The 26458-nt window shown below is 34.3% G+C and carries 30 protein-coding genes and 1 riboswitch; of the genes, 12 read left to right on the top strand and 18 right to left on the bottom strand.

All coding sequences use genetic code 11. The features are described from left to right. Positions 1 to 39: 39 nt before the first annotated feature. The 10 genes from ABEG63_RS15460 to ABEG63_RS15415 form a co-directional block, all read right to left on the bottom strand. A complete protein-coding gene (locus tag ABEG63_RS15460) occupies positions 40 to 1806 on the bottom strand; it encodes a long-chain fatty acid--CoA ligase (protein ID WP_346586026.1) in 1767 nt (588 codons plus the stop codon). After that, a complete protein-coding gene (locus tag ABEG63_RS15455; protein ID WP_346586025.1) occupies positions 1803 to 2816 on the bottom strand; it encodes an NAD-dependent epimerase/dehydratase family protein in 1014 nt (337 codons plus the stop codon). The genes ABEG63_RS15460 and ABEG63_RS15455 overlap by 4 nt, the downstream gene beginning before the upstream one ends. A gap of 237 nt (positions 2817 to 3053) precedes the next feature. Further along, entirely contained in the window at positions 3054 to 4070 is a 1017-nt protein-coding gene (locus ABEG63_RS15450; RefSeq protein WP_267405232.1) for an MvdD family ATP-grasp ribosomal peptide maturase, read from the bottom strand. Next, positions 4033 to 5019 (bottom strand): MvdC/MvdD family ATP grasp protein, encoded by a 987-nt coding sequence (locus tag ABEG63_RS15445; RefSeq protein WP_346586024.1) that lies wholly within the window; start codon positions 5017 to 5019, stop codon positions 4033 to 4035. The genes ABEG63_RS15450 and ABEG63_RS15445 overlap by 38 nt, the downstream gene beginning before the upstream one ends. A gap of 93 nt (positions 5020 to 5112) precedes the next feature. After that, the gene (locus tag ABEG63_RS15440; RefSeq protein ID WP_267405230.1) at positions 5113 to 5337 is read right to left on the bottom strand and encodes a microviridin/marinostatin family tricyclic proteinase inhibitor; all 225 of its coding nucleotides are present in this window, start codon (positions 5335 to 5337) and stop codon (positions 5113 to 5115) included. Positions 5338 to 5380: 43 nt separating this feature from the next. Then, a complete protein-coding gene (locus ABEG63_RS15435) occupies positions 5381 to 5599 on the bottom strand; it encodes a microviridin/marinostatin family tricyclic proteinase inhibitor (protein ID WP_346586021.1) in 219 nt (72 codons plus the stop codon). Positions 5600 to 5622: 23 nt separating this feature from the next. Next, positions 5623 to 5871 (bottom strand): microviridin/marinostatin family tricyclic proteinase inhibitor, encoded by a 249-nt coding sequence (locus ABEG63_RS15430; protein WP_267405228.1) that lies wholly within the window; start codon positions 5869 to 5871, stop codon positions 5623 to 5625. Positions 5872 to 5986: 115 nt separating this feature from the next. After that, complete coding sequence (locus ABEG63_RS15425; protein ID WP_346586019.1) at positions 5987 to 6766, bottom strand: alpha/beta fold hydrolase; 780 nt, start codon at positions 6764 to 6766, stop codon at positions 5987 to 5989. 105 nt (positions 6767 to 6871) lie between these two features. Beyond that, positions 6872 to 7591, bottom strand: coding sequence for a pyridoxine 5'-phosphate synthase (locus ABEG63_RS15420; protein ID WP_346586017.1), 720 nt, complete (start codon positions 7589 to 7591; stop codon positions 6872 to 6874). Between the two features lie 82 nt (positions 7592 to 7673). Further along, positions 7674 to 8939 (bottom strand): mechanosensitive ion channel domain-containing protein, encoded by a 1266-nt coding sequence (locus ABEG63_RS15415; protein WP_346586016.1) that lies wholly within the window; start codon positions 8937 to 8939, stop codon positions 7674 to 7676. A 137-nt stretch (positions 8940 to 9076) separates the two neighbouring features. Here ABEG63_RS15415 and ABEG63_RS15410 point away from each other — a divergent pair, with 137 nt between their 5' ends. Together ABEG63_RS15410 and ABEG63_RS15405 are read left to right on the top strand one after the other, a co-directional pair. Continuing rightward, a complete protein-coding gene (locus ABEG63_RS15410; protein WP_346586015.1) occupies positions 9077 to 9568 on the top strand; it encodes a DUF456 domain-containing protein in 492 nt (163 codons plus the stop codon). A 10-nt stretch (positions 9569 to 9578) separates the two neighbouring features. Continuing rightward, on the top strand, positions 9579 to 10082 hold the full coding sequence (locus ABEG63_RS15405) for a hypothetical protein (RefSeq protein ID WP_346586014.1): 504 nt from the start codon (positions 9579 to 9581) through the stop codon (positions 10080 to 10082). Here ABEG63_RS15405 and ABEG63_RS15400 read toward each other — a convergent pair. Further along, complete coding sequence (locus tag ABEG63_RS15400; RefSeq protein ID WP_346586012.1) at positions 10069 to 10710, bottom strand: uracil-DNA glycosylase; 642 nt, start codon at positions 10708 to 10710, stop codon at positions 10069 to 10071. The genes ABEG63_RS15405 and ABEG63_RS15400 overlap by 14 nt on opposite strands. Positions 10711 to 10868: 158 nt before the next feature. Continuing rightward, positions 10869 to 11429: a GNAT family N-acetyltransferase gene (locus tag ABEG63_RS15395; protein WP_346586011.1), complete on the bottom strand. Its 561-nt coding sequence runs from the start codon at positions 11427 to 11429 to the stop codon at positions 10869 to 10871. A 40-nt stretch (positions 11430 to 11469) separates the two neighbouring features. Between ABEG63_RS15395 and ABEG63_RS15390 the strand changes: the two genes are divergently transcribed. Then, positions 11470 to 13617 carry a DNA mismatch repair protein MutS gene (locus ABEG63_RS15390; RefSeq protein ID WP_346586009.1) on the top strand — a complete coding sequence of 716 codons (2148 nt, stop codon included), beginning with the start codon at positions 11470 to 11472 and terminating at the stop codon, positions 13615 to 13617. Positions 13618 to 13626: 9 nt separating this feature from the next. Next, positions 13627 to 14115 (top strand): YcxB family protein, encoded by a 489-nt coding sequence (locus ABEG63_RS15385; RefSeq protein WP_267405219.1) that lies wholly within the window; start codon positions 13627 to 13629, stop codon positions 14113 to 14115. 47 nt (positions 14116 to 14162) lie between these two features. Here ABEG63_RS15385 and ABEG63_RS15380 read toward each other — a convergent pair whose 3' ends face one another. Together ABEG63_RS15380 and ABEG63_RS15375 are read right to left on the bottom strand one after the other, a co-directional pair. Continuing rightward, the gene (locus tag ABEG63_RS15380; protein ID WP_346586007.1) at positions 14163 to 15257 is read right to left on the bottom strand and encodes a GEVED domain-containing protein; all 1095 of its coding nucleotides are present in this window, start codon (positions 15255 to 15257) and stop codon (positions 14163 to 14165) included. 250 nt (positions 15258 to 15507) lie between these two features. Beyond that, positions 15508 to 15957, bottom strand: a complete 450-nt coding sequence (locus ABEG63_RS15375; RefSeq protein WP_312391101.1) for a PA2169 family four-helix-bundle protein — start codon at positions 15955 to 15957, stop codon at positions 15508 to 15510. Between the two features lie 238 nt (positions 15958 to 16195). Here ABEG63_RS15375 and ABEG63_RS15370 point away from each other — a divergent pair, with 238 nt between their 5' ends. The 4 genes from ABEG63_RS15370 to ABEG63_RS15355 all read left to right on the top strand — a co-directional run bounded on the left by ABEG63_RS15370 (position 16196) and on the right by ABEG63_RS15355 (position 19160). Next, complete coding sequence (locus tag ABEG63_RS15370) at positions 16196 to 17188, top strand: phosphotransferase (RefSeq protein ID WP_346586005.1); 993 nt, start codon at positions 16196 to 16198, stop codon at positions 17186 to 17188. 30 nt (positions 17189 to 17218) lie between these two features. Further along, a complete protein-coding gene (locus tag ABEG63_RS15365; protein ID WP_346586003.1) occupies positions 17219 to 17386 on the top strand; it encodes a hypothetical protein in 168 nt (55 codons plus the stop codon). Positions 17387 to 17624: 238 nt separating this feature from the next. After that, positions 17625 to 18425: a hypothetical protein gene (locus ABEG63_RS15360; protein ID WP_346586001.1), complete on the top strand. Its 801-nt coding sequence runs from the start codon at positions 17625 to 17627 to the stop codon at positions 18423 to 18425. A gap of 48 nt (positions 18426 to 18473) precedes the next feature. Then, positions 18474 to 18663, top strand: a riboswitch (cobalamin riboswitch). A 113-nt stretch (positions 18664 to 18776) separates the two neighbouring features. After that, complete coding sequence (locus tag ABEG63_RS15355) at positions 18777 to 19160, top strand: acyl-CoA thioesterase (RefSeq protein WP_267405212.1); 384 nt, start codon at positions 18777 to 18779, stop codon at positions 19158 to 19160. A 220-nt stretch (positions 19161 to 19380) separates the two neighbouring features. Here ABEG63_RS15355 and ABEG63_RS15350 read toward each other — a convergent pair whose 3' ends face one another. Next, entirely contained in the window at positions 19381 to 19971 is a 591-nt protein-coding gene (locus ABEG63_RS15350) for an HD domain-containing protein (RefSeq protein ID WP_267405211.1), read from the bottom strand. 6 nt (positions 19972 to 19977) lie between these two features. Further along, complete coding sequence (locus tag ABEG63_RS15345; RefSeq protein WP_346585999.1) at positions 19978 to 20673, bottom strand: hypothetical protein; 696 nt, start codon at positions 20671 to 20673, stop codon at positions 19978 to 19980. 303 nt (positions 20674 to 20976) lie between these two features. Here ABEG63_RS15345 and ABEG63_RS15340 point away from each other — a divergent pair, with 303 nt between their 5' ends. From ABEG63_RS15340 to ABEG63_RS15325, 4 genes are all read left to right on the top strand, one after another. After that, positions 20977 to 21306, top strand: coding sequence for a PadR family transcriptional regulator (locus ABEG63_RS15340; RefSeq protein WP_267405209.1), 330 nt, complete (start codon positions 20977 to 20979; stop codon positions 21304 to 21306). Between the two features lie 12 nt (positions 21307 to 21318). Continuing rightward, on the top strand, positions 21319 to 23040 hold the full coding sequence (locus ABEG63_RS15335) for a PspC domain-containing protein (protein WP_346585997.1): 1722 nt from the start codon (positions 21319 to 21321) through the stop codon (positions 23038 to 23040). A 306-nt stretch (positions 23041 to 23346) separates the two neighbouring features. Further along, complete coding sequence (locus tag ABEG63_RS15330; protein ID WP_346585995.1) at positions 23347 to 23937, top strand: 1-acyl-sn-glycerol-3-phosphate acyltransferase; 591 nt, start codon at positions 23347 to 23349, stop codon at positions 23935 to 23937. A 21-nt stretch (positions 23938 to 23958) separates the two neighbouring features. Continuing rightward, positions 23959 to 24399, top strand: coding sequence for a PaaI family thioesterase (locus ABEG63_RS15325; RefSeq protein WP_267405206.1), 441 nt, complete (start codon positions 23959 to 23961; stop codon positions 24397 to 24399). A 164-nt stretch (positions 24400 to 24563) separates the two neighbouring features. On the opposite strand, the gene ABEG63_RS15320 is transcribed toward ABEG63_RS15325, so the two are convergent. Next, on the bottom strand, positions 24564 to 25013 hold the full coding sequence (locus ABEG63_RS15320) for a GAF domain-containing protein (protein ID WP_267405205.1): 450 nt from the start codon (positions 25011 to 25013) through the stop codon (positions 24564 to 24566). Positions 25014 to 25027: 14 nt separating this feature from the next. Beyond that, a complete protein-coding gene (locus ABEG63_RS15315) occupies positions 25028 to 26455 on the bottom strand; it encodes a TonB-dependent receptor (protein ID WP_267405204.1) in 1428 nt (475 codons plus the stop codon). Positions 26456 to 26458 lie beyond the last annotated feature (3 nt).

Below are 26458 nucleotides of genomic sequence, written 5' to 3'. Positions count from 1 at the left end.
TTTAATTTAAAAATGATAAAACTTTATTAAGCTAAATTTTTAATACATTTTCTCAATAATATCTGAATATTTTTTAAGAACTACATTTCTTTTCACCTTCAAAGTCGGAGTTATTTCTCCGGTATTGATGTCAAATTCTGCGGGCATCAACGTAAATTTCTTCACCTTTTCATAATCCGCCAGATGAGATTGCAATTCTTTTATTTTCTCTTTATAAAGATCGATAATTTCTTTCTTTGTAACAATTTCTTCCCAGTTGGTCAACGGAATATTATTTTTCTTCAAATATTCTTTTAAAAACTCAAAGTTAGGAACAATTAAGGCAGAAACAAACTGTCTTCCCTCCGCAATAAGAACGATTTGCTGAATAAAATTATTATTCGTTAAAAGGTTTTCAATCTGTTGCGGAGCAATGTATTTTCCGTTAGAAGTTTTCATAAGATCCTTGATTCTGTCGGTAATAATTAAATTTCCTTTGTCATCAAATTTTCCTGCATCACCCGTTTTAAACCAGCCATCTTCTGTGAAAACTTTCTGTGTTTCCTCAGGTTTGTTGTAATACCCTTTCATAATCCCGTTTCCTCTCGCCTGGATTTCATCATTTTCACCGATACGCATTTCTACGCCCGGCAGAGGTTTTCCGCTTGTTCCATGTTCAAAATGAGTTAACGGAAAAAGGGTTAAAGTTGCTGTTGTTTCCGTTAAACCATATCCAACGGTAATATGAATGCCAACCGATTCGAAAAATTGGGTAACTTCAGGTGATAAAGACGCTCCGCCACAAGGTAAAAACCACAATCTGCCGCCCATTTTTCCTTTAATTTTACTGAAAACCAGCATATCGGCAATTCCTTCTTTCAGCTTTAAACCAAACGGAGCAGGCTGCTCATTTCTTCTGAATTCGGCCGTTTGTTTTCCAACTTCCACAGCCCAGTTGAAGATCTTTTTCTTTAATGATGATCCTTCTTCTGCCTTTTCCAAAACACCTGCATATACTTTTTGGAAAAATCTCGGAACCGCACACATCATGGTTGGTTTTACTTCCTCAAGCGTTTTTGTAATATCTTTCGGATCTTCAAGGAAATACACTCGGGCGCCACCGTACATACAAAGTAAGCTCCAGCTTCTTTCGAAAACGTGGGTTAGCGGTAAAAATGCCAGTGAAAGCTCTTCTTCGAAATTTTTAAACTTAAAAAATTCAAAATGAGCATCAAATGCTTTGATAAAATTTCCGTGCGTTAACATTACCCCTTTAGGAGTTCCTGTGGTTCCGGAAGTATAAATAAGTGTTGCAATATCATCTAATTCTCTTTTGTGAATTTCAAATTTTGGAGATGATTTCGCAATAAAATCTTCAAGATAAAAACTGCTGAATTCTTTTTTAATCCAGACCGCTTTTTTAGAAATGATGATCGTTTCCAAACTGCTTTCTTTCTGGAAAAGATCAAGACACGCATCATATTGTGCCTGATTTCCTACCATGATCAGCTTAGCCTGAGAGTCAGTAATAATATGCTCTGCCTGCTCTGCATTATTGGTGGAATAAATAGGTACGGTAATGGCACCTACAGACATAATCGCCAAATCGAAAATCATCCACTCTCCGGAATTATCTGCATAAATTGCCACTTTATCATTTTCTCCAATTCCGGCAGTTTTTAGTGCATTGGCAGTTTTATATACCACTTCACTGAATTTTTTCCAGCTCAGTTCCTTCCATCCTACTTCTTTCTTTTTAAAGCCAATGGCAGCTTTTATAGGATGTTTTTCTACATTCTTTATGATAATCGCCTCTGCAAGATTCATTTCTTCAGCTTTTTGTCGTTTATATAATTTTTAAGATGAAAATCTACCGATTCTTCTAAGGGAATGAACTGGTAATTTAATCGATCTTTCACTTTTTGGTTGGAAACAATATTCAATGAAGAAATTGCTTTCACATTGGTTCTTGTGGCCATTCTTAATACGGGAATCAGCCATCCGAAAAGCGTATTGGCCCAAACTCCAACATTCAGCTGAAAATTGGAAAGTATTTTTGCTTCTTTTAAACCTAAAGCTTTTCTGATTTGTTTTCCCAGATCAGCATATTTTTTATTTTCAGAAATAATAATGAAACGTTCTGCAAACATATTTTTCTCCATCAGTTCAATACAGATCTTCGCTACGTCTCTTACATCGGCATAGCTTGTGCCGCCGGAAAATGTAAAACTATTCTTTTCAAAAGTCGGGAAAATATCTCCGCTGCTGTTGCCCCAGTTTCCGCTTCCGACAATCATTCCCGGATTTACGATAACGGTATTCAGTCCTTCGGCAGAAGCTCTCCATACCTCCATTTCTGAAAGATGTTTGGAAAGTGCATAAGCAGAATGCTCATCTTTAGGATTGAAATCTGAACTTTCGTCTAATTCTCCTTTTTCATTAAAAAGATCAAGCACCGCAATCGAACTTACGTGAAGAAATTTTTTAACTTCAGAACCTTCGCAGGCAAATAGTAAATTTTCAGTTCCTTTGATATTGGTATGATAAATTTCTTTATCATCTTTCGGGTTAAATCCTACTTTTGCTGCGCAATGGTAGACCTCATCCACACCCTTTAAGGCATCCTGAAGGGCGTGAATATCATCAAAATCAACATCAATCCACTCAATTTTATTAAAAAATTCATCCGGATTTTCAGTATAAAACTGATAAGAATGCTTCACATCATCCAGATTACTTGTTGGGCGCTTCGAGGCACGCACACTTTTCCCTCTCTTCAGAAGTTCCAGAGCGACGACCCTACCCAAAATTCCAGTGGTACCTGTTACAAAAACCATTCATTATTTTTACTTGGTTGTGGACTAAATTTATGACAATATTTCCTAATCGGCAATTCGAAAAAACAGCCAAAATAGGCAACTGCAAATTTGCGATTTTTAAAGGAGATTTTAAGACGAAATATGGATAAAAGTCGTAAAATTTTAAATTCAATAAGCTTTTGGATACCTCTACTTCTTTGACAAAACAGAAAAAACGGACTAAAGCCCGTTTCTATTGATATAAATTGTTACTGTTTAGATTTTTGTTTCCATCAAAACGGCATTGTCTCGCCTTGGGGCTTTGTCACATAAAACATCGGCAATACTTTTAGAAATCTGGTTTCCTTCGGTAAGATTATCCAGCCAGAAAAACTCACCGGCTGCGTTGATTTCGATAAAATAATATTCATCCTCCGGCGAAACGATGATATCCAGCGCGCCGTAATCAACATGGTATACATCCAATAACTCCAACACTTTGTCTTCAATATCTTTCGGAAGCTCGGTCTGTATCCATTTATCGATTAAATTTACGCCGTCTTTTCTCCAGTCGATTTTAGCATCTTCAGACTGTTGGGAATCAATTTCAAAAGCATAGACATCACGACCGACAACCGTTACACGAAGTTCTTTTTTCTTTTCAATCATCTTCTGAAACTGCATCGGACAATACAAAAGCGAATCTAATTCTTCTAACTTATCTTCAGAAACCACATTGGTAAACACCACATTTTCAACGCCATCTTCATAGATCGCAAAACCAGTCTGCATTTTGGCGATTACATTTTTATGTTTTAAAATAAATTCTTTGGCTTCATCTGCGTTATTTGTAAGGCATGATTCCGGAATTTTCAATCCAATTTTATCAGCAATTTTCAGCTGTTCTTCTTTACTGTCGAGCCTTCTGTAAACGCTTGGTTTCCCCAGCGAATAAGCATCAACCGATTCTATAAACCCGAAAAGTGTATTACGGATTTCGCCCATCGCGGCACCAAAAAATTTAGGATCTAATTCTTCGCGTAAACCTTCGCCAATATTATACGCTCTTCTGTACCAAATGGCTGCAATATCGTCCAAACGATATTTTGCTTCAGGTGTTTCTAAGATCGTATTCCATTTTCCATCCTGAAATGAAGTGGTTAATTTATTTTTTAAAGGATATAAATCTACATCAAAACGGATCACTTCACATCCGTTTTTTTCAATATATTCCGTTACTTTTTCGATTGAAAAATTATCTTTTGTATGCGTTATAATTAAGATTTTGTTCATGGGTATGTATTCTTTTTATAAGATTGTCTGCAATTCTCTGTGCAATGGGAAAATTTAATTCTTTCTGGAGCATTCCCCACTCTCCCTGAGGATTTACCTCTAAAAAATAGTATTTTCCGTCTCTGCCTTTAATCATGTCTATGGCTCCGAGGTAGAGATCCATTTCTTTCATCATGGCGGTTAAACTAGCTTTAATATGTTCAGGCAAATCATATTCTGACCAGAAAAAATTTCCGTGAGCAATTCGCCAATCAGGATTTTCGCTGTTATTAATTTTTCCTGTAAAAAATTCACCATCGATATAAACGATTCTCAGTTCATATTCCTTATCTATGTAAGGCTGAAAAATCATTGGGCAATACGCGATATCAGCAATAAATTCCAAATTATTTTCATCGATCACTGTCGTTGAAAGAAAATTTTCTCCGTTCATCGACTTGGTGATTACGCCGTGAAGTTTCGCTACCGCTTTTCCATTACAATGTTGATGAAAAAATGTTGTAATCTGCTCTTCATCATTAGAAAAAAGCGTTTTAGGAATTATTAAATTATGTTTTTTAGCTATTTTCAGCTGAAGCATTTTATTGCGGTCTATTTTTTTTTCACTTTCAAAAGGATTGATCCACGGAAGATGTTTTAAAGTAGTCATCAGATTTTCACGAAGAGCAGCATATTCTTTCAGAAAAATTCTTTCGTAATTCTCATCCAATTCCTCCGGAATATTAATTCGCCAAGATTTTCTATGCCAAACCGCTTTTATATCGTTTGAGTGAATTTTATTTCCCGATTCATCTATCAATTCAAAAGAATTTTCATTCACATTAATTTTCTGAAGATGATTCAGATGATCTGAATTGAGCCTGAAATACGGAATATTTTTCTCTTTTAGATAATCAAAGAAGATATCTATATTGTAAAAATCCTGTGAGTGGGTGATGCAAAGAATCATTGGGGTAAGTTTTATTAAAAAAGGAAACTTAACTTTTTAAGTTTCCTTTCATTTTAATATAGTTGTAAGTACGATTTTAAACTATAAAGATAATTAGTCAAGATATTGCACATCATCATCACCGTCTGACGGATACTTCTGAGTCTGAGCTAGATCTTTTTCAGGCAATGTTGCCGTATCATTAAATTTGTTAGTCATTACAGAATCTCTTTCAGGAATTGTAATATCTGTACCTCCTTTTACTGTTTCAGGATCTTTCAATTGCTTTTCTAAAAATTTAGCAAAAAAAGGCTGTTTTTTTGAATTCTTATTATTCATAATATTTTATTTTGATTGATTTTAGTTTAGATTTTGATAGTTTTTATAACAAAATTGTATCTTCATCGCTATCTGAAGGATACTTCAATGTTACATGATCGCCACCAGGACGTGTAACTGTATCCATTACAGGAGCCGTGCTGGCATCAATTAACGGAGCAGTAGTGATGGAAGTTGTACCTCCCTGAATAGCTTCTGGATCCTGAATTTGCTTTTCAAGAAATGAAGCGAAAAACGGCTTTTTTGAGTTTTTCTTTTTCATAATATCGTAATTTGGATAATTAATTATACAGTTTGCGTATCATCGTCTCCGTCAGAAGGAAACTTCAAAGTCACGTGATCGCCTCCGGGACGCGTAACGGTATCCATTACGACAGAAGTAACAGAATCTTTCAACGGATTTGTAGTTATCGGACTGTCTTCAAGAGCAGCTGTAAGGATAGGCGACGAACCACCCTGAATAGTTTCAGGATCTTTAATTTGTTTTTCTAAGAAAGTAGCAAAGAAAGGCTTTTTAGAATTTTTCTTTTCCATGGTATTAATATTTAGTGATTTAGAGAGCCTAAAGTATCAAAAAAAATTCACACGGAGAAGAATAAAATTATTTTTAAGAAAATTTTAACAAATTACAACAAAATTCAAAATATTATTAATCTAAATTCAAAAATCCCTTTACAACTTTAGCAAAATCAACAGGATTTTCAGCCTGAACCCAATGTCCCGCATTTTTCACGGTTACAATTTTTGCTTTTGGAAACTGCTGCTTAATCGAGAATTCATCCTGAGGAAGAATATAATTTGATTTCTCGCCTGCGATAAATAAAGTTTCACCTTCAAAAACTCCAAATTTTATAGCATTTGAAACAAATTCAGTGTATTTTTCTGCTAATGTTTTAAGATTGAACCTCCAGTTTAGTTTTTTATCATCATCCCAATACAGATTCTTTGTTAAAAACTGAATTGTTGATTTTTCAGGAATGTATTGTGTCAACACAGCTTCTACTTCATTTCTAGAATTTACTGTATCGAAATCAACGCTTTGCAATGCTTTAATAATTCCCTGATGATGTGGAGGATATGCTTTTGGGGAAATATCAACAACAATCAGTTTATCAACCATTTGAGGATATTTTATCGCAAATTGCATCACTGCTTTTCCGCCGAGAGAATGCCCTAAAATATGTGCTTTTTCAATTCCATAATGATTCATATAACGCATGATATCATCAGCCAAATCATCATGAGACATATCTTCAGAATGAAAACTTCTTCCATGATTTCTCAGATCAATAAGGTGAATCGGTAAAAATTCTCCAAGATCTTTACCAAAACCTCCCCAGTTATCAAGCATTCCAAACAATCCGTGAAATACTAAAAGCGGTGTCGACGAAAGCGTTTCGCCAAATATTTTTGAATGTAAAATTTCCATAAGTTTTTGTTTATTAAGGATAGAAGATGAATGATGGAAGCAAGAAGTTAATATCAAGACTGCATAAAACTTCCAGCATCTGATTTCCGGCTTCCAGCCTTCAGCCTACCATTGTGCCAATCTCTTCAGATAAGCCTGAACTGTATTTTCTAATCCCATATACAAAGCTTCAGAAACCAAAGCATGCCCAATGGAAACTTCCAGTAAATTCGGGATATTATCAGCAAAATATTTTAAATTATCTAAGCTTAAATCGTGTCCTGCATTAATTCCTAATCCAAATTCAGAAGCAATAACTGCAGTATCATAATAAGGTTTGATCGCCTGTTCTTTATTGATTAAATAATCTTTTGCGTAAGCTTCCGTGTATAATTCAATCCTGTCAGCTCCTGTTTTAGCAGCATATTCTACCAATTCAGGCGTTGGATCAAGGAAAATTGACGTTCTGATTCCTGCATTTTTAAACTCTGCAATAATCTCAGTAAGAAAATCTAAGTGTTTTTTTGTATCCCAACCCGCGTTTGATGTAATTGCATCATCAGCATCCGGAACTAAAGTCACCTGCTCAGGTTTTACTTCCAAAACCATATCAATAAAAGGTCTGTGAGGATTTCCTTCGATATTAAATTCCGTGGTAACCAGCGGTTTCAGATCATAAACATCTTTTCTCGTAATATGTCTTTCATCAGGTCTTGGGTGAATCGTAATTCCCTGTCCGCCAAACTCCTGAATTTTAATTGCAGCTTCCGTAACGCTTGGTGTTTCGCCACCTCTGGCGTTTCTAAGTGTTGCAATTTTATTAATGTTTACACTTAATTTTGTCATGCTACAAAAATAAAAAAACCCAACTTAAAAATTGGGCTTTTTCGTATAAACATTTTAATTGTCTTTAATTATTAGCAGATTATTATTTCGGTAAGCCAATCTGCATGATTTGAAGGTCGAATTCTTTAGAAGCCACCATTAAGTGATCGAAAATATCAGCTTGAATTTGCTCAAAATGTTCCCATTTCGAATCGTTGGCAAAACAGTAAATTTCCATTGGTAGGCCTTGCGTTGTAATATCCAGCTGGCGAACCATCATTGCCGCTTCCTGATTTACATCAGGATCATTTTCAATGTATTTCTGAGCATAATAACGGAAAACACCAATATTTGTCAATTGATTTCCGTTAACAACTTTATCTTTATGCTTAATATTTTCCTTCTCTTTTCTTAATTCAGCGGTTTTTCCTTCCAAATAATCCGCAATTAGATTAATTTGCTTTAAACGTTCAATATCTTCATCTGTTAAAAATTTAAATGAATTGATATTAAAATAAATTGACTTTTTAATTCTTCGCGTATTCGATTCAGACATGATTTGCATATTTTTGATCTCTGTCGTCAACAGATCATACGTCGGAATTGTGGAAACCGTTTTATCAAAATTGGTAATTTTTGTTGTTAAAAGATTAATTTCTGTAATGTTTCCCTCAATCGTATATTTTGGAATACTTACCCAATCTCCAACTTTTAAATTTTTAGATGTAGCAACATGAATTCCTGTTACAAAACCTAAGATGGTATCTCTGAAAACCAATACTAAAACTGCAGTAATCGCCCCTAAACTACCGACAATCGTACTTCCTTTTATACCAAATATCACACAAATTCCTAATACAGAAAAGATAAAAATTCCGAGGATTTTCACTGTTTCAGAAATTGCATTCAATGCCATGATTTTGTAGAAATCTTGCTTAATAGTAAAATAATGTCTAAAAGCTGTTAAAGCACGATAAAGCATTCCTGCAATAATCATTACTAATGCTAAATTTATACATCTGCTGATAAATATGGTTGTTGCCGGTAAAGCGCCGTAAAAAATGGACTCATGAATACTTCCTATAAAAACCAAAGCCCCGATATGAGCTAAAGAATTTGATATTTTCGACTGATAAATAGATTGTATAATAGGAAACTTTTCCTGATTGCGAAAAAATCTGAATACAAAATTGATGATAAACTTATAGACAAAGTCTAAGATTAAAAATATGGCACACAGTAAAAATAACTTCACGATAATATGTAAAACCCAATCCAATCCTGTGGGTGATATTTTACTTATGTAGCCGTAAAGCGGTTCGGTAAGTTCCTGTAAAAAACTTTTGGTTTCTTTTATTTGGTCATTCATTACAGCAAATTTAAAAAATTTACGATCGATCTTAAAGTAAATAGATTCAAATATTCTGCATCAATTATCATCCCAAAAATTTTTAACCATACACAAAATTCTTCTTTATTTTATATCTTGCATTATAAATTTTCAATATGGATACTACATTAATCAATATTCTCTGTCTCGTTTTACTGTTCGTGGGAATACTCGGCACATTTTTACCCGTTTTACCGGGATTATTGCTAAGTATTTGTGGATTATTAATTTACAAATTCGGAACGGATGCAGATCTTCCCATGATATACGTTTGGGTTTTCGGAATATTGACGATTGCTTCTGTTGTTTTAAGCTACGTAATTCCGGCAAAAACCAACAGAAAATACGGTGGAACACGTTGGGGAAGTATTGGTTCAGTTGTAGGAACGATCGTAGGATTATTTTTACCAATTCCATTAGGATTTTTGGTAGGAATGTTCGCGGGAGTTTTTATCGGAGAATTGCTACACGACAGCAAAGACATTACAAAAGCCTGGAAATCTACCAAAGGAGCTTTTGTAGGATTCATCTACGGAACAGGTTTCAGCTTTGTGGTAGGCGTGGCAATGTTTTTGGTAGTAATATTGAATATACTTAGTATTTTATAAACGAAAAATCATGTTACATAAAACCATCATATTCAGTGTAGGACTTTTAACATTAGCTAACTGCAGTGCTCAAAAGGAAGCGAAAACCTCAACAAAAACTTCAGTTTCACAGACTAAAGATAAAGAATTGAAACCTATGAATGCTGACGGAGAAATCATCTATTTCAAAGAAGGTGAGAATAAATTTCTGAAAGAATTTCAAATGAATGTCACTTTTTCAGGCATTACAGAAGACAGCCGCTGCCCTACAGATGTAAATTGCATTTGGGCCGGAGTCGCCGTTGCGAGCGTTCAGGTGATGGGAACCACTACCCGACCTATGAATTTAAGTCTTGCCACAATGGATAATACGGGAAGAAATTATTCTAAATCTGCAGCATTTAACGGTTATACCATTTCCTTGGCTGAAGTTACACCTTACCCTAATTCAAAAGACGGCACAAGAGCATTAGCCGGAAATTATAAAATAGGAATTACCATTAAAAAAACAGGAGAAAAGCCTACCACGAGATAGGCTTCTTTCCTTTTGAGATTAAATATTCGTTGATTTTTGAAAACGGCTTGCTCCCAAAAAATCCTCTATACACAGAAAACGGTGAAGGATGCGCCGACTTCAAAATAAAATGCTTAGTCGGATCTATAAATTCGGCTTTTTTTTGCGCAAAAGCTCCCCAAAGAACAAAAACTACATTCTCTTTTTTGTCTGAAATTTCTTTAATGATAAAATTGGTAAATGTTTCCCACCCCAGATCTTTATGGGAGTTTGGTGTATGCGCACAAACTGTTAATGTGGCATTTAATAATAAAACGCCTTGTTTTCCCCAATCGTCTAATTCTTTTGAAGTTCTTTCAACTCCAATATCATCTTTCAATTCTGTAAAAATATTTTTTAACGAAGGAGGTGCAGCAACCTGCTCGGAAACAGAAAAACATAAACCATTCGCCTGATAATCATTATGGTAAGGATCTTGTCCGATAATCACCACCTCAATATCATCAAAAGGTGTAATTTCCAATGCTCTGAAAATCTGATTTTTCGGTGGAAAAACTTTTGTGGTTGCGTATTCTTGCTTTACTTTTTCCCAAAGGTTGGTAAAATAAGGAGTGCTTTTTATAGGGGCTAATATTTCTGTCCAGGTCATTTTTTTAATTTGAAAATTTGAGAAGGATTTAATTTGAGAATTCAATTTTAACGCCAGACTATCATTCTTAATGAAGCACAGTGAAGAATCTCTTTTAAACGACAAATTTAAGGAATAAAAAATTAGATTTCTCCTTCGTCGAAATGACAAATGAAACTCTATTTCTTCAAACTAAAAACCAAATTATCCGGAAAACCTTCATCTTCCCTTCCCTCTTCCAACACAAAATCATGTTTTAAAAGAAGACCTTTTGAGTTTTCGTTGAATTTATTGGTCATTGCAACAATTTCCTGCAAATGTAAATTATTAAAACCAAAATCTAAAACCGCTTTTAATGCTTCAGACATGATGCCTTTTCTGTGATAAGCGGGTAATAATTCATATCCTCCTTCTGCTTCTTTTCGATCTTCAGAGAAATTCCAAAGACAAATTGTTCCGATCAGATTCGGTTGATCTTTTAAAGAAATTCCCCAATAATAAGTTTGATTATTTTGAGTTCTTTCTTTAATGGTTAAAATAAATTGCAGCGCATCGTAATTATTCTTCGGAGAGTTTCTTTGCACGAATTGATTGATGATTTCATTACTTCGGATTTTCAGAATATCATCGACATGGCTTTCGTTGATTCCTTTTAGTTCTAATCTTTCGGTTTCAAGTTTCATGCTCAAATATAAAAAATCCTGATCAATAGATATTTTCAAATCATCAAATTCACTCATTTTCAAATTAACATTCACATTTTCTCACTAAATTTGCAATGTGTATATAAATAAAGAAGATTTAAACGAATTAGAGTTTCCGCAATTGCTCGCGGAAATTTCTCCTTTTGCGTATTCTCCGAAAACAAGAGAGAAAATTCTTCAACTTCGTCCGATGGAAATTGACGAGGCAGAACTTTCATTGAAAAAAACGTCCGAATATTTGTCGAGTTTTGAAAGTTCAAATGCGATTCCGTTTGATGAATATGAAGATATTGAAAGTGAGCTAAAACTCATGCTGATCGAGAATTACCGTCTTGAGAACAGCGCTTTCATCAGAATCAAAACCATCACGGAGCAAATCGGGAAACTACAGAAATTTTTCCCAACGATGCCTGAAACTTTTCCTACCTTAATTCAGGATGTTTCTGTGTTGGAATTCAAAAAAGAAATTATTGATAAAGTTGATAAAGTTTTTAACCGTTTTGGTGAAGTAAAAAGTGAGGCTTCTCCCGTTTTAAAAGCGTTAAGAGCAGAAATTCAGATTGCTAAAAAAGCAATTACCGAAAATTTCAACCGCGCTTTGTTCAATTACGGGCAAAGTGATTTCTTGGATGATATTCGCGAAACGATCATTGATGACCAAAGGGTGTTGGCGGTAAAATCTGCCTACAAGAAAAGAGTGGCTGGGCGAGTTCTAGGACTTTCAAAAACGGGTTCTATCACGTATATGCAGCCTGATTCTGTCGTAAAGCATTATTTTAAATTAAAGGAAAGCGAAGAGGAAGAAAAGAAGGAAATTGACAAGATTTTGCGAAAATTAACCGCAGAATTGGCAGAATTTCAACCTCAGCTTTGGAGATATCAAATGTATATTTTCGACCTTGATTTAACGAGAGCGAAAGCAAAATTTGCAGAATTGATTAACGGAGTTTTACCAAAAATCAATCGTCATAAGACCTTAAAATTAAGAGAAGCGTTCCATCCTTTATTATTTTTAAGAAATAAAGCGGAAAACAAAACCATTTTCTCACAAACGCTGAGTTTAACGGATCAAAACAGAATTATCTGTATTTCCGGACCGAATGCGGGAGGAAAATCAATCACATTGAAAACAGTAGGATTGCTTCAATTGATGATTCAGAGTGGAATTTTGGTCCCAACTCATCCGAAATCCGAGATGTTTTTCTTTGATAAAATCATGACCGATATTGGTGATAATCAATCGATTGAAAATCACCTTTCAACGTATTCCTCAAGATTGAAGAAAATGGGCGGAATCATTCGTGAAGCCGATGCTAATACGCTTTTACTCATTGATGAATTTGGAACAGGATCTGATCCTGAACTGGGAGGTGCTTTGGCAGAAAGTTTCTTTGAATTTTTCTACGATAAAAAGAGTTTCGCGATCATTACAACCCACTACACCAACATTAAATTGGCGGTAGAACAACTTCCGCATGCTCAGAATGCGGCGATGCTTTTTAATGAAGAAACGCTGGAACCGATGTATAAATTGGAAGTCGGACAGGCCGGAAGTTCATTTACTTTTGAGGTTGCCGAGAAGAATAAAATCCCGAGGTTTATCATTCATTCTGCGAAGAAAAAAGTGGAACATGATATTGTGAATTTGGACAAAACGATTGTAAAGCTTCAGCAGGAAAAATATGAAGTTGAAAAACTGAAAACCGATCTTGCCGAAAGAAAAGAATCTGTGGAAGACAAACGCGATAATCTTCAAAAACTGAATGAACAGCTTCAACAAAAGTTATTCAATTTCCAGAAACTGTATGAAGAAGAACATCGTAAACTTCAGTTCGGAACCAAAATTGAATCTTTTATCGACAGTTACGTGAAAGGCAAATCGAGGAAAGATGTGGTAAAAGATTTTGTGAAAATTCTGGAACAGGAAAAATTCAGAAAAATTGGAGCTGATAAAGATGAATCCAAAAGACTTCAGGTTGTGAAAAGAAAAATCACACAACAGCTGAAGAAAGAGGAAGTGATCGAAAAAATCACAGAAACCAACGAAAAGCTTGAAGAAAAACGTAAAACCGACCGCGCGCTTTGGATGAAAGTGGGACAACGTGTAAGAATCTCAGGAAGTACGAGTGTCGGAACGATTGAAAAAATTTCGAGAAATAAAGTGATCGTGAATTACGGAATGTTCAAAACCACGATTGATGCCGATGAACTGGAAAGAATTTAAATTTCAACAATGACGGTAGAAACACGAATCGTTTTTAAGGATTTTTTACTATTCAACCTAAAAAATTCATTAATACGAATCATTATATTTCCAATAATTGCATTGATATTCTTTGGAATCAATTATTATAATACAGATAATGATAACCGGGAATTTATGGAATCTGCTTCTGTCTGGCTGTTGATCTTTTTTGTATTTATTATCATTCGAACGTATTTTAGTGTGAGGAAAATTTTTTATTCAAACCAAATGATTCAGGAAAATATTTCTTATACGTTTACAAATGAAAATATTCAATCTAAAGGAGAAACCTTTGATTCAGAATTTGCTTGGAATACGGTCTATAAAGTGAAAGAAAAAAAAGACTGGTTTTTGATCTACCAAACGGCTCAGATCATGAATATGGTTCCGAAAAAGTTTTTCACGAAAGATCAGATTTTAGAATTCCGAAATATTGTGAAGAATAATAAAATACGGTCAAAATTAAGAAACGATTAATTTAAAAATAAAAAGAGAGTGTTTATGGGCACTCTCTTTTGTTATATTTACTTTTTAATGAATTTTAATTGAACTGACTGATCTTTATCTTTTACATGAAGAAAATAATTTCCTCTTGTCATATTATGCAGATTAATTTTATTATTAGAGACCGTTCCTTCCTCTACTTTTTGTCCCAAAACATTATAGATTTCAAAATTTGCATTGGTGGTAATTCCTGAAACATGAAGAATTTCTGATGCTGGATTGGGATAAATCGTCACTTCATTTTTCTTGCCGGCTTCATTTGTAGATAAGAAACTGCTTGAGAATGTAATTCCGTAATCTTCAACTTCGCCCTCTGCGAAAGTTCCGCATCCGTTACTGACAATTTCCGGCGACACAATAACCCTCATGGTCGTTCCGCACATTGGGCTATTCGTTCCTGTAAATGCAAGTACCGGAATGTTAAATGAGCTCGTTACAATAGGCGCTGTTCCGGAATTCATATTCAATACCATTTCTGAATTATCAAAAATTCCATTCGCATTAAAGTCTATCCAAGCCTGTACTCTAAAAGGAGTTGGCGTGCCATTCCATGTTCTGCTAACGGCCAATGTATTACCGGTAGTTCCTACATTAGCAGTGATGTGTCGCGCTGGATCTGGGCGGTAATCTGTATACAGTGAAGCTCCGGAATTGCTTACCATAGCCGGAAAACCTGTCGCATTGAAGGTAATATTAGAAATATGCACCACATTATTATTAGTGGAATTACTTGCGCAGTAATTTAATGAGGTTGTGAAAATAATAGGTTCCGACCAAGTTCCTACCACAGAACAGATTTTAGCCACTTGCACTTCATACGCTGTGCAAGGTGTTAATCCCGTCATTGTAAAAGAAGACAAACCCGTTATAGAAGTAACTACAGACCACGTTGCTGATCCTACCATTCTAAATCTTACTGTGTTTTCAGGAGTGTTGGGATCGGCAGTCCAGGTTACGGTTCCGGTTGTGAGCGTTACATTGGATACCTGAACATTCAGTGGTACGTTGGTATCACAGAAAAAAGCAGATTCCGATTCTTCTGTAAGTTTAATTTTGCTTTGAAACAATGAAATTCCGGATAAAAACAGGAATAAATAAAGTAGATTTTTTGTCATATTTTTCATGGTTTTAAAAATTCACTTAAAAATAAACTAAAAAATCGGATTATTCATTACATTATTACTATATAAAATTACATTTCACGCATTTATCAGCATTTTATATTTCAAATTCAACTTTATTAAAAAAGTTTTTCATGTTTAGTTCTAAAGAAAAGAACTGACCAGAATTAGGCTTACGGACTATTTTCAAAATAAAAAAGGCTGCCTATAAAGACAACCTTCTGACTATTTATAAGTTTTGAGCTTAATTTCTATCTTCTAAATTTTCAAATTTAGCATAAGATGATTTTAGATGATGCAGCTGATCAGAAACCAATCTCGTGCTTTCAGGGCAAAGATCTCCGCTATCAAGTGCGCTTTGGTAGGCATCAATCGCAGCATTTTCACCGAAAACTACATTTCCAAGAGTAGAATCATCTTTATCTCCTGAAAATGAATTCTTCACATCAATCCATGCTCTGTGAATTGCCCCAGCTGTACTTGTGGTATTATCTGCTTCTCCTCCTTTTTGATTAATTAAATGAATCAAATCGTTTTTCATGGTCTGAGACTGTGAAACCATTTGATCGTAATCACTTTTAAGCCCCGAATGGGTATCCCAAACTTTATCTTCTACTTTAGAAAATCCTTCAATTCTGTCGTTGGTAATGTTCAGCAGATCATTCAATACTGATACTGTTTTGTCGTTGTTCATATTAAATTTTTTGGTGTGTTATACATTTTACAATACTGTATCGTAAAATTTCATGATCAAGAATATACAACTATAAGACCACTTTTTGCCATAAAAGGCAGGTGTGGTATCTAAAGTTTTAATTTTAAAATAAAAGCTTTTTTAGAGCAGTTCTTGTTTATATAAAGAATATTTTAGCTATTAATTCAGATAAAGTATAATTTTACAATCTTAAATAACCAGCTCCTATTGAGAATTAATGACAACGAAATTTCCAACAATAAACAGTACACTTTGCCCCAACGAACTTGGTAAACTTATTCAACAAAAATATGATCTAAGCGATAAAACGGAATGCAAGATATTCCGACTTGCGATGAATCATTTATATATTGTTTTTGATGGGGAAAACAAATATGTCTTTAGAGTGTACACTCATAATTGGCGAACGAGGCTGGAAATTGAAGAAGAATTAAGACTTTTAACATTACTAAAAAACGCGGGGCGACAAGTTGCTTTTCCAATAGTTGATGAATCGAAACAGTTTATTCAGGAAATTGAAGCATCGGAAGGAAAAAGGTTTGGAGTTCTATTTTCATATGCGAAAGGTGTGAAAACAGCAAAATTTTCACCTCAGACAAGTTTTCTAATCGGGCAGGCATTAGCCAAAGTTCATCAATCGACTGAAAATATCGAACTGAAAAGAATGCCTTATACTTTAGAAAATTTGCTTACAAATCCTATTTTAAAAACAAAAGAATTTTATAATACAAACATCAGCGAAGTTCAATTCTTAGAATCACTTTCCGCTTTTTTAAAGTTAAAAATGGAAAGTCTTGACAAAAGTAAAATGAGATTTGGAGCAGTTCATCTTGATGTTTGGTTTGATAATCTGCATATTAATAACGAAAAAGAAATCACTTTTTTTGATTTTGATTTTTGTGGAAATGGCTATTTATGTTTTGATATTTCTTACTTCTTATTTCAGTTATTTTCAACTCATTTAAACGAAGAAGAATTTCAAATAAAAGCAAACAATTTTTTGAAAGGGTATGAATCTGTGATTGAAATTAGCGATGAAGAAAAAAAGCTTCTTCCTTTCGGATGTTTAGCAATTATGAGCTATTATATAAGTGTGCAATGCGATAGATTTGAATATTGGACGAATATTTTCCTGAATGAAGATCATTTAAAAAGGATGGTTGGGAATTTGAAGCGTTGGATGTCTTACCACAAAATTGAAATTGAATAGCAAACAAACTTAAAAAACTAAAACTACCTTATGAAATTTTCAAGCGATCTCGTAATTTATGATTTAGAAGGAAGTTGCAAAACTTTTGGAAAAAATGAAACGAATATTTTAGAAATTGGTGCCGTAAAACTAGACAAGAAAACTTTTGAAATAAAAAGTGAATTTTCTATTTTGATTCTACATCTGGAATTTCATTAGAAAGAATGCTAGAAAAAATGAATATAAAAGAAGATTTTAAATTTCACAGAGCATTAGATGATGCAAAAGCAACAGCATTAATATGCAGCAAATTCTTAATGAAAAATAATTGACTATTGTGATTTACCCGATTTTTGATAATTATTTAAAACAAATTAAAGATTTAAAAGAATTGCAACAGTTTAATTATCTTCAGAAAAGTATTTAATTTATATATTTGAACAGTCAAAAAAATTTCATGATGATTTCCGTAAAAAAGGCATTATATTTATCTGTTTTCAGTCTGTTTTCTTTAGCTTCTGTAAAAGGGCAAAATAAAGTTCCTTTTGGGGTAGTAAAAGCTCAGGAAGGTTATGCGATGGTACGCGTTCATAAAGACGACTACCGAAAAATTATTGATAAAATTCGCATGAAAACGGGAGATGTTTTTGTTTACGTAAAACCTGCACCGGGAGAAACAGAATGGATCTGGATAAAATATCCTGAAAAACAAGATTCTGAAAAACCTTTCGTAAGATACGACAGCCTGAATAAAGAAGGAATGGTAAATAAAGAGCGTGTTGCCTTTATTGATCAGCTTCCGAAATTTACACCTTCAAAATCTAAAAACGGAAAATCATTAATTTTTACAGACGATACTAATCAGAAAATTCCGACTAATCAGAGAACGAAGGTTATCATTGATGTTTACCCTTCGTATGCTCATCTTAAAAGACAGGAAAAAGATGCAAGCGGGAAAATTTTGACGGTTGATAAAGTAAAACCTTGGGGAATTGGCAATGAAATCCCTGAAGGTATGACGGAAATAAAATCTATCCGAGTACAACAACCCGGAAGAGGTTCTGTATTTGTGAGAGATGCGATTAAAAATTTGTTCCAGCCTTCTATGGATTTTGAAAATATTGGGGTAACCGCCTTGGATGATGACCATATTTTCCTTTATATGATTAATGGTTCCGGTGAAAACCGTTATACCACCCTTTGGAGCATCAATAAAGGAAGAGCCATCAATCAAATAATTTATAATAATCCGGAATAAATCTTATTTTCTACTGTTTTATCCTTATTTTTGCACCCAGAAAAGCCAATCGCTTTTTCAGAAATCGGTTCTGCTTAATTGCAGATTAAAAGGGAATCGTGTGAAAATCACGAACTGTCGCGCAACTGTAAGTAACTAAAGTCTTTATCAAAAGTCCACTGTTTCGTTATCAGGCGAGATGGGAAGGAGATAAATGATGTTACGAGTCAGGAGACCTGCCTATTTCTTAAACAAAAAACTTTCGCGATTTGAAGTTTTATTGATCTAATAGATGTTTCAGGAATTTCTAAGATTCCTGTTATTGTTCTGTTGTTTGATACTATTTCATTTCGCCTTAATTTATAATGAAATATGACTACAGAAGAAAGAATTGAAGCATCCGTAACCAGAATTTTTAAAGCGGTTTTCCCTAATACAACCAATCATTACGATACGCTTTTCGGAGGTACTGCCATGCAGTTGATGGACGAAGTGGCTTTTATCACCGCGACCCGATTTGCCAGGAAACGCGTGGTAACGGTAAGCAGCGATAAAATTGATTTTAAAAAGCCAATTCCTGCAGGTACTATCGTAGAATTGGTAGGAAAAGTTTCTCATGTAGGAAAAACGAGTATGAAGGTAAATGTTGAAATCTACACCGAACAAATGTATTCTTATGAAAAGGAAAAAGCGATTGTAGGTGATTTCACTTTTGTAGCGATCGACGAATTCAAAAAACCAATTCAAATACTATAAAGAAAAGGTTCGGGCGGCCTTCGGCCGCCCGAACCCAATATTTTCAAATGTTTTTTAAAGCAGTTTCGGCGAGCCAAAGGCTCGCCGAAACTTTTATATTTTTTATTTATCACGAATTTCACGAATGATGGTGTATATTTTTTATGTAATTGAAAATTAAATATAATCATCTGTAAAAATCTGCGCAATCCATGGGAAAATAAGATATTCCGTTAAAAAATTATCTCAACACCTTTTCAGTTTCCAAACTCAAATTCAATAATGTTTGGAAAGCCTCTCCCATTTCATCAGAAGCTCTGCTGATGGCGTTTTCCAACATATTTCGGATTTGTTTTTCAGTAACTCCGGCTTCCGTCCAGCTTTTTCCAGAAGTATGCGAATTCAGAATAAAAGGCATAATTCGGTCAATTGCACAGGCAAAAATAGCATCCGGAGTTTTTTCCTCTTCAAATTCAAGCCAAAGATTGAAAAACTCAGTTCTTAAAGGCTCATCTAGAATTCCGAAAATGTTTTGAGCAGAAACTTTCTCTCTTTCAAACTTACCAACCATTCCCGCTTCATCAAAAAGAAAAGTATCACCCGCTTCAATTTCTACCAAATCGTGAATGGAAAGCATTCTGATCACTCTTAACAAATCAATATCCGCTCTGTTTTTCGCATAAGGAAAAAGAATTTGAGCCAAAATAATAATCTGCCAAGAATGCTCAGCTGTATTTTCTCTTCTGGAATCATCTGCATTGTAATTTCTTCGTTGTACGTTCTTTAAGGCATCAACTGCCAAAATAAAATCGATCTCCTTCTGTATCTTCATTATCTGTTACTTATAATATTCATCAATTGGATAATTTTTAACCGTTTTTATCCATTTATCATCTTTAAATTCCTTGGTTGTTACAATCACTCGCTCACCGCCACTCGCATCTTCTTCCACTTCATATACTTTCACCAAACCTCGGTTGGGAATAACAGTAAATTCTGTAATATAATGCATTGCCGCTCCCGATTTCGCATAGGTAATCAACCGTTTCCTTTCATGATCTACTTCAAACATTCCAAAAGAGTTGCTGGCAAGATCGGTAAGCTCTTCACTAGGCACAAATTTTTTCTTGGTAACATTGTAAACATATACATCATAAGAAGCAGCTCCGTAATTTCCTAAATTTCCGTTTCTTACGGCAACATCTTCAGTTCCGTCGAAATTAAAATCATCAAAAATTAAAGGGCCATCTGAAACCACATTTTTATCCAATCGAACAATTTCTTCCTGTGATATTTTATTATTCTGATTTAAATAAAAAACTAAATTCTCAGAAGTTAATGTTTGTTCGATTTTCGAACCATTTTTTTTGAATAAGTCAATAACCGCTTTACCTCGGCATTCGTCCCCCGAGCAGTCTTCCATCATAATTTTTGCATCATAATAAGCAGAAGCATCTTTCATTTCAAACTTATATTGAGCAAAGCAACTTGTTCCAACTAAAATAAATGGCAATAAAAATTTAGAATATATCATAATTGTGTTTAAATAAAAATTTAAATTCTGGCTAGATTAATAACCCAATTTCCTGCCAAAAATACAAAATTTTAAAGTCTTTCACACTTTTTTAAGTTGAAAATCAAAATATGCAAAATTTCAATTAAAATTTATTCCATTGAAAATCAGTAATTTAAATATTATATTTAAAAAATTACACTACTTTGTATTGCATAATACCATTTTATTTACATATCTTTGTAATGTAAAATCGAAATAGGTTCAACTAGCTAGGAACTGAAATCGGTTTTAGATATAACTAATTAACAAAACTTATTAAAGATGAATACTGAAAATACCAAAGCGCAAATGCGAAAAGGCATTCTGGAATTCTGTATTTTAAGTCTCATCAATCATCGTGAAATGTATGTTTCCGACCTTATAGATGAACTAAAAAAAGGAAAACTGGATGTAGTGGAAGGAACCCTCTACCCTCTTTTAACAAGATTGAAAAACGGAGAATTTTTATCGTACAGATGGGAAGAATCTACCGGAGGGCCGCCTAGAAAATATTATCAGATCACAGAAAAAGGTAAACTGTTTCTAAATGAACTTCAAAATACCTGGAATGAATTGACAGATTCTGTAAACCAAATCACTCAAAAAAATTAAAAAAACAAAGCTATGAACAAAACACTCTCAATAGGACTTGCAGGTTTTTCTTTTACGATAGAAGAACATGCATACATAAAGCTTAGCGATTATCTGAATGCTCTTAGAAGCGCTCTGGATGCTTCGGAAGCAGATGAGGTAATGCACGACATAGAAATCAGAATGGTGGAAATCTTCAAAGATTCTTTAGGAAAACGCGAAGTAATCAACGATTCGGATGTAGAGAAGGTAATTGCACAAATTGGAACACCCGAAAAAATAGAAGAGCAGGAAGAGGCATATTATTCTGAAAAAAATACTTCGAAAAAAAGAAGCGCAGGAACTGAATATAGTGATAAAAAACAATTGTTCCGTGATCCAGAAAAACAGAAAATTGCCGGAGTATGCGCAGGTTTAGCTCAATATGTTGGAATGGATATTACAGCAATGAGAGCAATCTGGTTGGGAATTTTCATCCTGGGAGCTTTCACAGCGGCAGTTTCTTCAACATTGGTTTTCTTATTATATATTATTCTTTGGGCCGTGTTACCAAAAGCAGAATCTGCGGCAGATTTCCTGAAAATGCAGGGAAAGCCTATGAACTTCGACAATCTTAAGAATGAGTCTAACAAATTGGTGCAATTCGCCAATGAATCTACTCAGAGGGTCGGAGAAATATATATCGAAAACAAACCTTACATCAGCAACGCAAGCAGCGGAATATGGAATGTTTTTAAATATATCATTGGTTCACTTTTCGTTTTAATGACAGTAGGAAGCATTGCAGGAATATTCGCAATCATCGGGATTTTCGGAGTAAATGCAGATTTCCCAGGAGCTTCTGAAATGAAATTCTATATGGATGATAATGGTTTAGACAAAGTATTAACTGCTATCATGGTGGTTGGAGCTTTGATCCCGGCAATTATCTTCAGCTTATTAAGTATCAAAATTTTCTCTCCGAAAACTAAATTGAGAAATATCGGATGGGTATTAGGAGGTTTATTCCTTTTATTAATCGGATTGGGTACTTACTTTGGAATCAGCATGGCGAAAAAAGACCTTATCTACAGAGGCAGCAAAGAAGATGTTGAAAATGTAGCGATCAATACAACTTCAGACACATTGTATGTTGATGTAAAGCAAGTGGTTATTCCACAAAACTTCAAAGGGTATGACAGCGATATTTATTCGGATAAGAAAACAGTTTTCGAAGAAGATTATCCGGATGTAGATGTTGTAAGAAAATCTGATGTAAAAACACCTTATCTAATCATTAAAAAAGAAGGAAACGGATACAATGTTCCGGTACAAATTACGGTTCCTGTAGAGGTTGAAAACAATAAAGTGCTTCTTCCAAACTACATGAAGTATCCTTACGAGCACAGATTCAGAGATTACAGAATCAGCTATGAGCTTGTGGTTCCGCAAAGAATGGTGATTATTCCGGTAAATAAAGACAAAATTTATTTTGACGGAGATTTAGACGGAGACGGAATCAACGATAATGATCAGGATGACGACCATAACAACAACGGAATCAAAATTGAGAAAAACAAAATCTCTGTAAACGGTTCTACGATTGAGTACAGCTCAGACGATAAGGACAGTATTATCATCAACGGTAAAAAAGTTCCTGCTTCACAAGCTGATAACGTGATTGATTCTATGAAATCCAGCATCAAAAAAATGAAAGGAAATGTAGACATCAAGATCAAGGATGGTAAAGATGAAATTTCCATTAAAACCAAATAATAAACTTTAGAGAGTGGCAGAAGATGTGAATGAATGGTCAAAAGCTTGAAATTCACATTCTTCTTCTCTCAAAACTATCGAAAATAATTTAATTTTAAACACTGTATATCAGAAAATTATACTATCTTCGTACAAAATTAATAACCCAAATCAAAAACATAAACAAATGGTACAAGTAGCCTTAGAAATAGTAATGAAAATCGTAGATTTAATCAGCGGTTTGTTTTAAAGAGCAATAATATTTCAATATATTTGTAAAGTATAACCAAAGTTTGGTTATACTTTTCTGTTTTTAATACAAGATCTATGAAAAAACTAATTGGCAAAGCAATGCTAAAATTATTGGGCTGGAAGGTCGTTCTGCAAGGCGATGCAAGCAGCCTTAACAGATGTATCCTTGTTGTGGCACCCCACACCCATAATATGGAATATATTTTAGGAAACCTTGCCTATTGGTCTTTGGAGAAACCCATCAAAATCATCATTAAAGATGCTCACACCAAAGCTTGGTACGGAAGTGTGGTAAGAGGTTTGGGAGGAATCGGGATCGACAGAAGTCAGAAAAACGACTTGGTAAACTTCGTTGCCAATCAGTTTGCAAAAGAAGATTTTAGTTTAGTAATTACTCCGGAAGGAACAAGAAGCTGGGTTCCGAAATGGAGAAAAGGGTTTTATCACATGGCTTTGGCGGCAAAAGTTCCTATTGTTTTGGCAGCCGGAGATTTCAAAAGAAACATCGTTTATTTAGGATATACAATTCCTTATGAAAGAATTGCTTCTGCTTCTTTTTCAGAAATTATGGAAGAAATTCAGAATTATTATATCAAAAATGATATTGTTCCGAAAATTCCTGAAAACTGGAATCCAAATATCATGGGAACGGAAACCAGCAACTAATAACTATCAACCAACAGATTTATGTATTATACGAAAGATAAAACGAAGGAAGAAATATTAGCATTTCTAAACAGTTGGGGCGGCGAGGTAACTTTAGCGAAAACGCTGGAAATAAAATTCATAGATATTGATCTTGAAAATGAAACCCTGACTGCCACGATGCCTGTTCAGCCGAAAGTTCATCAGCCCTTTGGTATTTTGCACGGTGGCGCAAGTTGTGTTTTGGCAGAAACAATGGGCTCTAGCCTGTCTAATATCTTCATTGATGGTTCTAAATATTATGGTGTCGGTACGAACATCAATTCAAACCATTTAAGAAGTAAAAAAGATGGAATTGTGACGGCTGTGGCAAGATTCATCAGAAAAGGAAAATCGATGCACGTTTCTGAAATTGAAATTAGTGATGAAAAAGGAAAACTAATCAATCACACAACAATGACGAATAATATTATTTTAAGATAATTTTAAATATAATATTTATATAAAAAACTCCGATTATCGTTGATAATCGGAGTTTATATTTTAAACCACAAAAGTCTCAAAAGCCGAAGAAGAAAATACTCTTCAATAAACACTCTTAATAAACTATACTTACTTTTGCAACTTTTGTGGTTAGAAATTCTTAATTATAGAATCTTAGAAACTTCATTACAAAGCCATTCCAAAAGTTCTCTATCTTCATCTGTAAACGGATCAATTGTATGAGAATCAATATCAATTTGTCCGATATTTTGTCCGTCTTTGAAGATCGGAACTACAATTTCAGCTTTTGTATCGATTGAGCAACTTAGATAATTGCTTTGTTCGTGAACATCAGGCACTACAAAAGTTTCATTGGAAACCGCAACCTGACCGCAAATTCCTTTTCCGTAAGGAATAATATCGTGATCTGTAGGGGCTCCAACATAAGGACCTAATTTCAATTCGTCTTTATCTCCGTTTTTGAAATAAAAACCCGTCCAGTTGAAATAAGAAATCTCCTGATCCAAAAGATGACAAACTTTTTCTAATTTTTCTTCTGTATTATGTTTAGGACTTTCAAGAATAGATGAAAGTCTTTTCTTTAATTCTGACATTTTAATTAAATTTTTTAAGAGAATTGTTTTAATGAAAGTTCTTCTTTATATCCGAACATTCCTCGCTCTTTTATCATTTCTGCAACACCATCAGGAAGTTGAGTTTCCCAACCTTTCATGTTACAAGCAATTTTCTTTAATATATCTCTTGAATAAATTTCCAAGAAATCGGGATTATGATTCTTAATATCAACAATACGATTATTCAGCTTGAAATATTTATACAATTCTTTAAGATTTTCTTCCACTTTAAGCGTTTCAGAATCTAGCAATTCGTGGGTCTCAGGATCTTTATAAGGATAAAGATACACTCTCATTCCGTTTCTGAAGAATTTACCAAAAGCTTCCAAAATTCCACCTGAAAGATTTTTATAGTACTTCTCGTCAAATACCATCAATAGGTTATTTACACCCATTGCTACACCAATATTTCCACTTGTATAAGACGCAAAATAATCAATCAATCGATAATATTCTGAGTAATTCGAAATAATAACTGTATAGCCTAATCTACCGAGGACATCTACCCTATCAAGGAAATCTCTTTCATCAATATCTCCGTCTGCACGAAGGTTTGAAATCGTAATTTCAATCAAAACTTCCGTTTCTTCATGGGTACAAACCGCATCTTTCAGGAACATATCCATACCGTTTTTCAGCATATCGATATTTACCTTTGTTACCGGTCTGAAACTTCCCCTTACCGCGAAAATATTTTTCTTGTACAAAACATCCGCCGGAAGCATATTGTTCCCTTCAGAATTGAAAATTACGGCATCCGTCATTCCGTTTTTCACTAACTGCAAAGACATCAATCGATTATCAACATAAGAGAATGCAGGACCACTGAAATCGATCATATCAATTTCAAGATTGTCTTTTGCCACATCATCGTAAAGAGATTCGATTAATCTTCGTGGATTGTCAAAATATGTGAAGGCACCGAAAATAAGATTTACTCCAAGATTCCCTAAAGTTTCCTGCTGCAAAGTAGCATCGTTTTCTTTGAATTTTACGTGAATTACAATCTCGTTATAATCCTCATTTTCTTTCACCTGAAAACGAATTCCTACCCAACCATGACCTCTTACCGTCTTATCAAAATTGATGGTAGTCACCGTATTAGCATAAGAAAAAAACTTTCTGTTCGGGTTGTTTTCTCTGGAAATTCTTTCCTCAATTAAAGCCACTTCATAGCGAAGCATTTTGCGAAGTCTGTTTTGTGTAACATACCTGTTTTTTACTTCTTTTCCGTAGATCGCATCACTAAAATCTTTGTCGTAAGCAGACATTGCCTTAGCAATTGTACCTGAAGCTCCACCAGCTCTAAAAAAGTGTCGGACTGTCTCCTGCCCTGCTCCAATTTCTGCGAAAGTACCATAAATAGTAGGATCTAGATTAATTGTTAATGCTTTTTGTTTAGGAGTTAGTTTCTGATACATTAG

Source organism: Chryseobacterium sp. C39-AII1 (assembly GCF_039672645.1).
Taxonomy (GTDB): Bacteria; Bacteroidota; Bacteroidia; order Flavobacteriales; family Weeksellaceae; genus Chryseobacterium.
The sequence above is the reverse complement of the archived record's forward strand: the minus strand, read 5'-3'. Positions and strand labels throughout refer to the sequence as shown.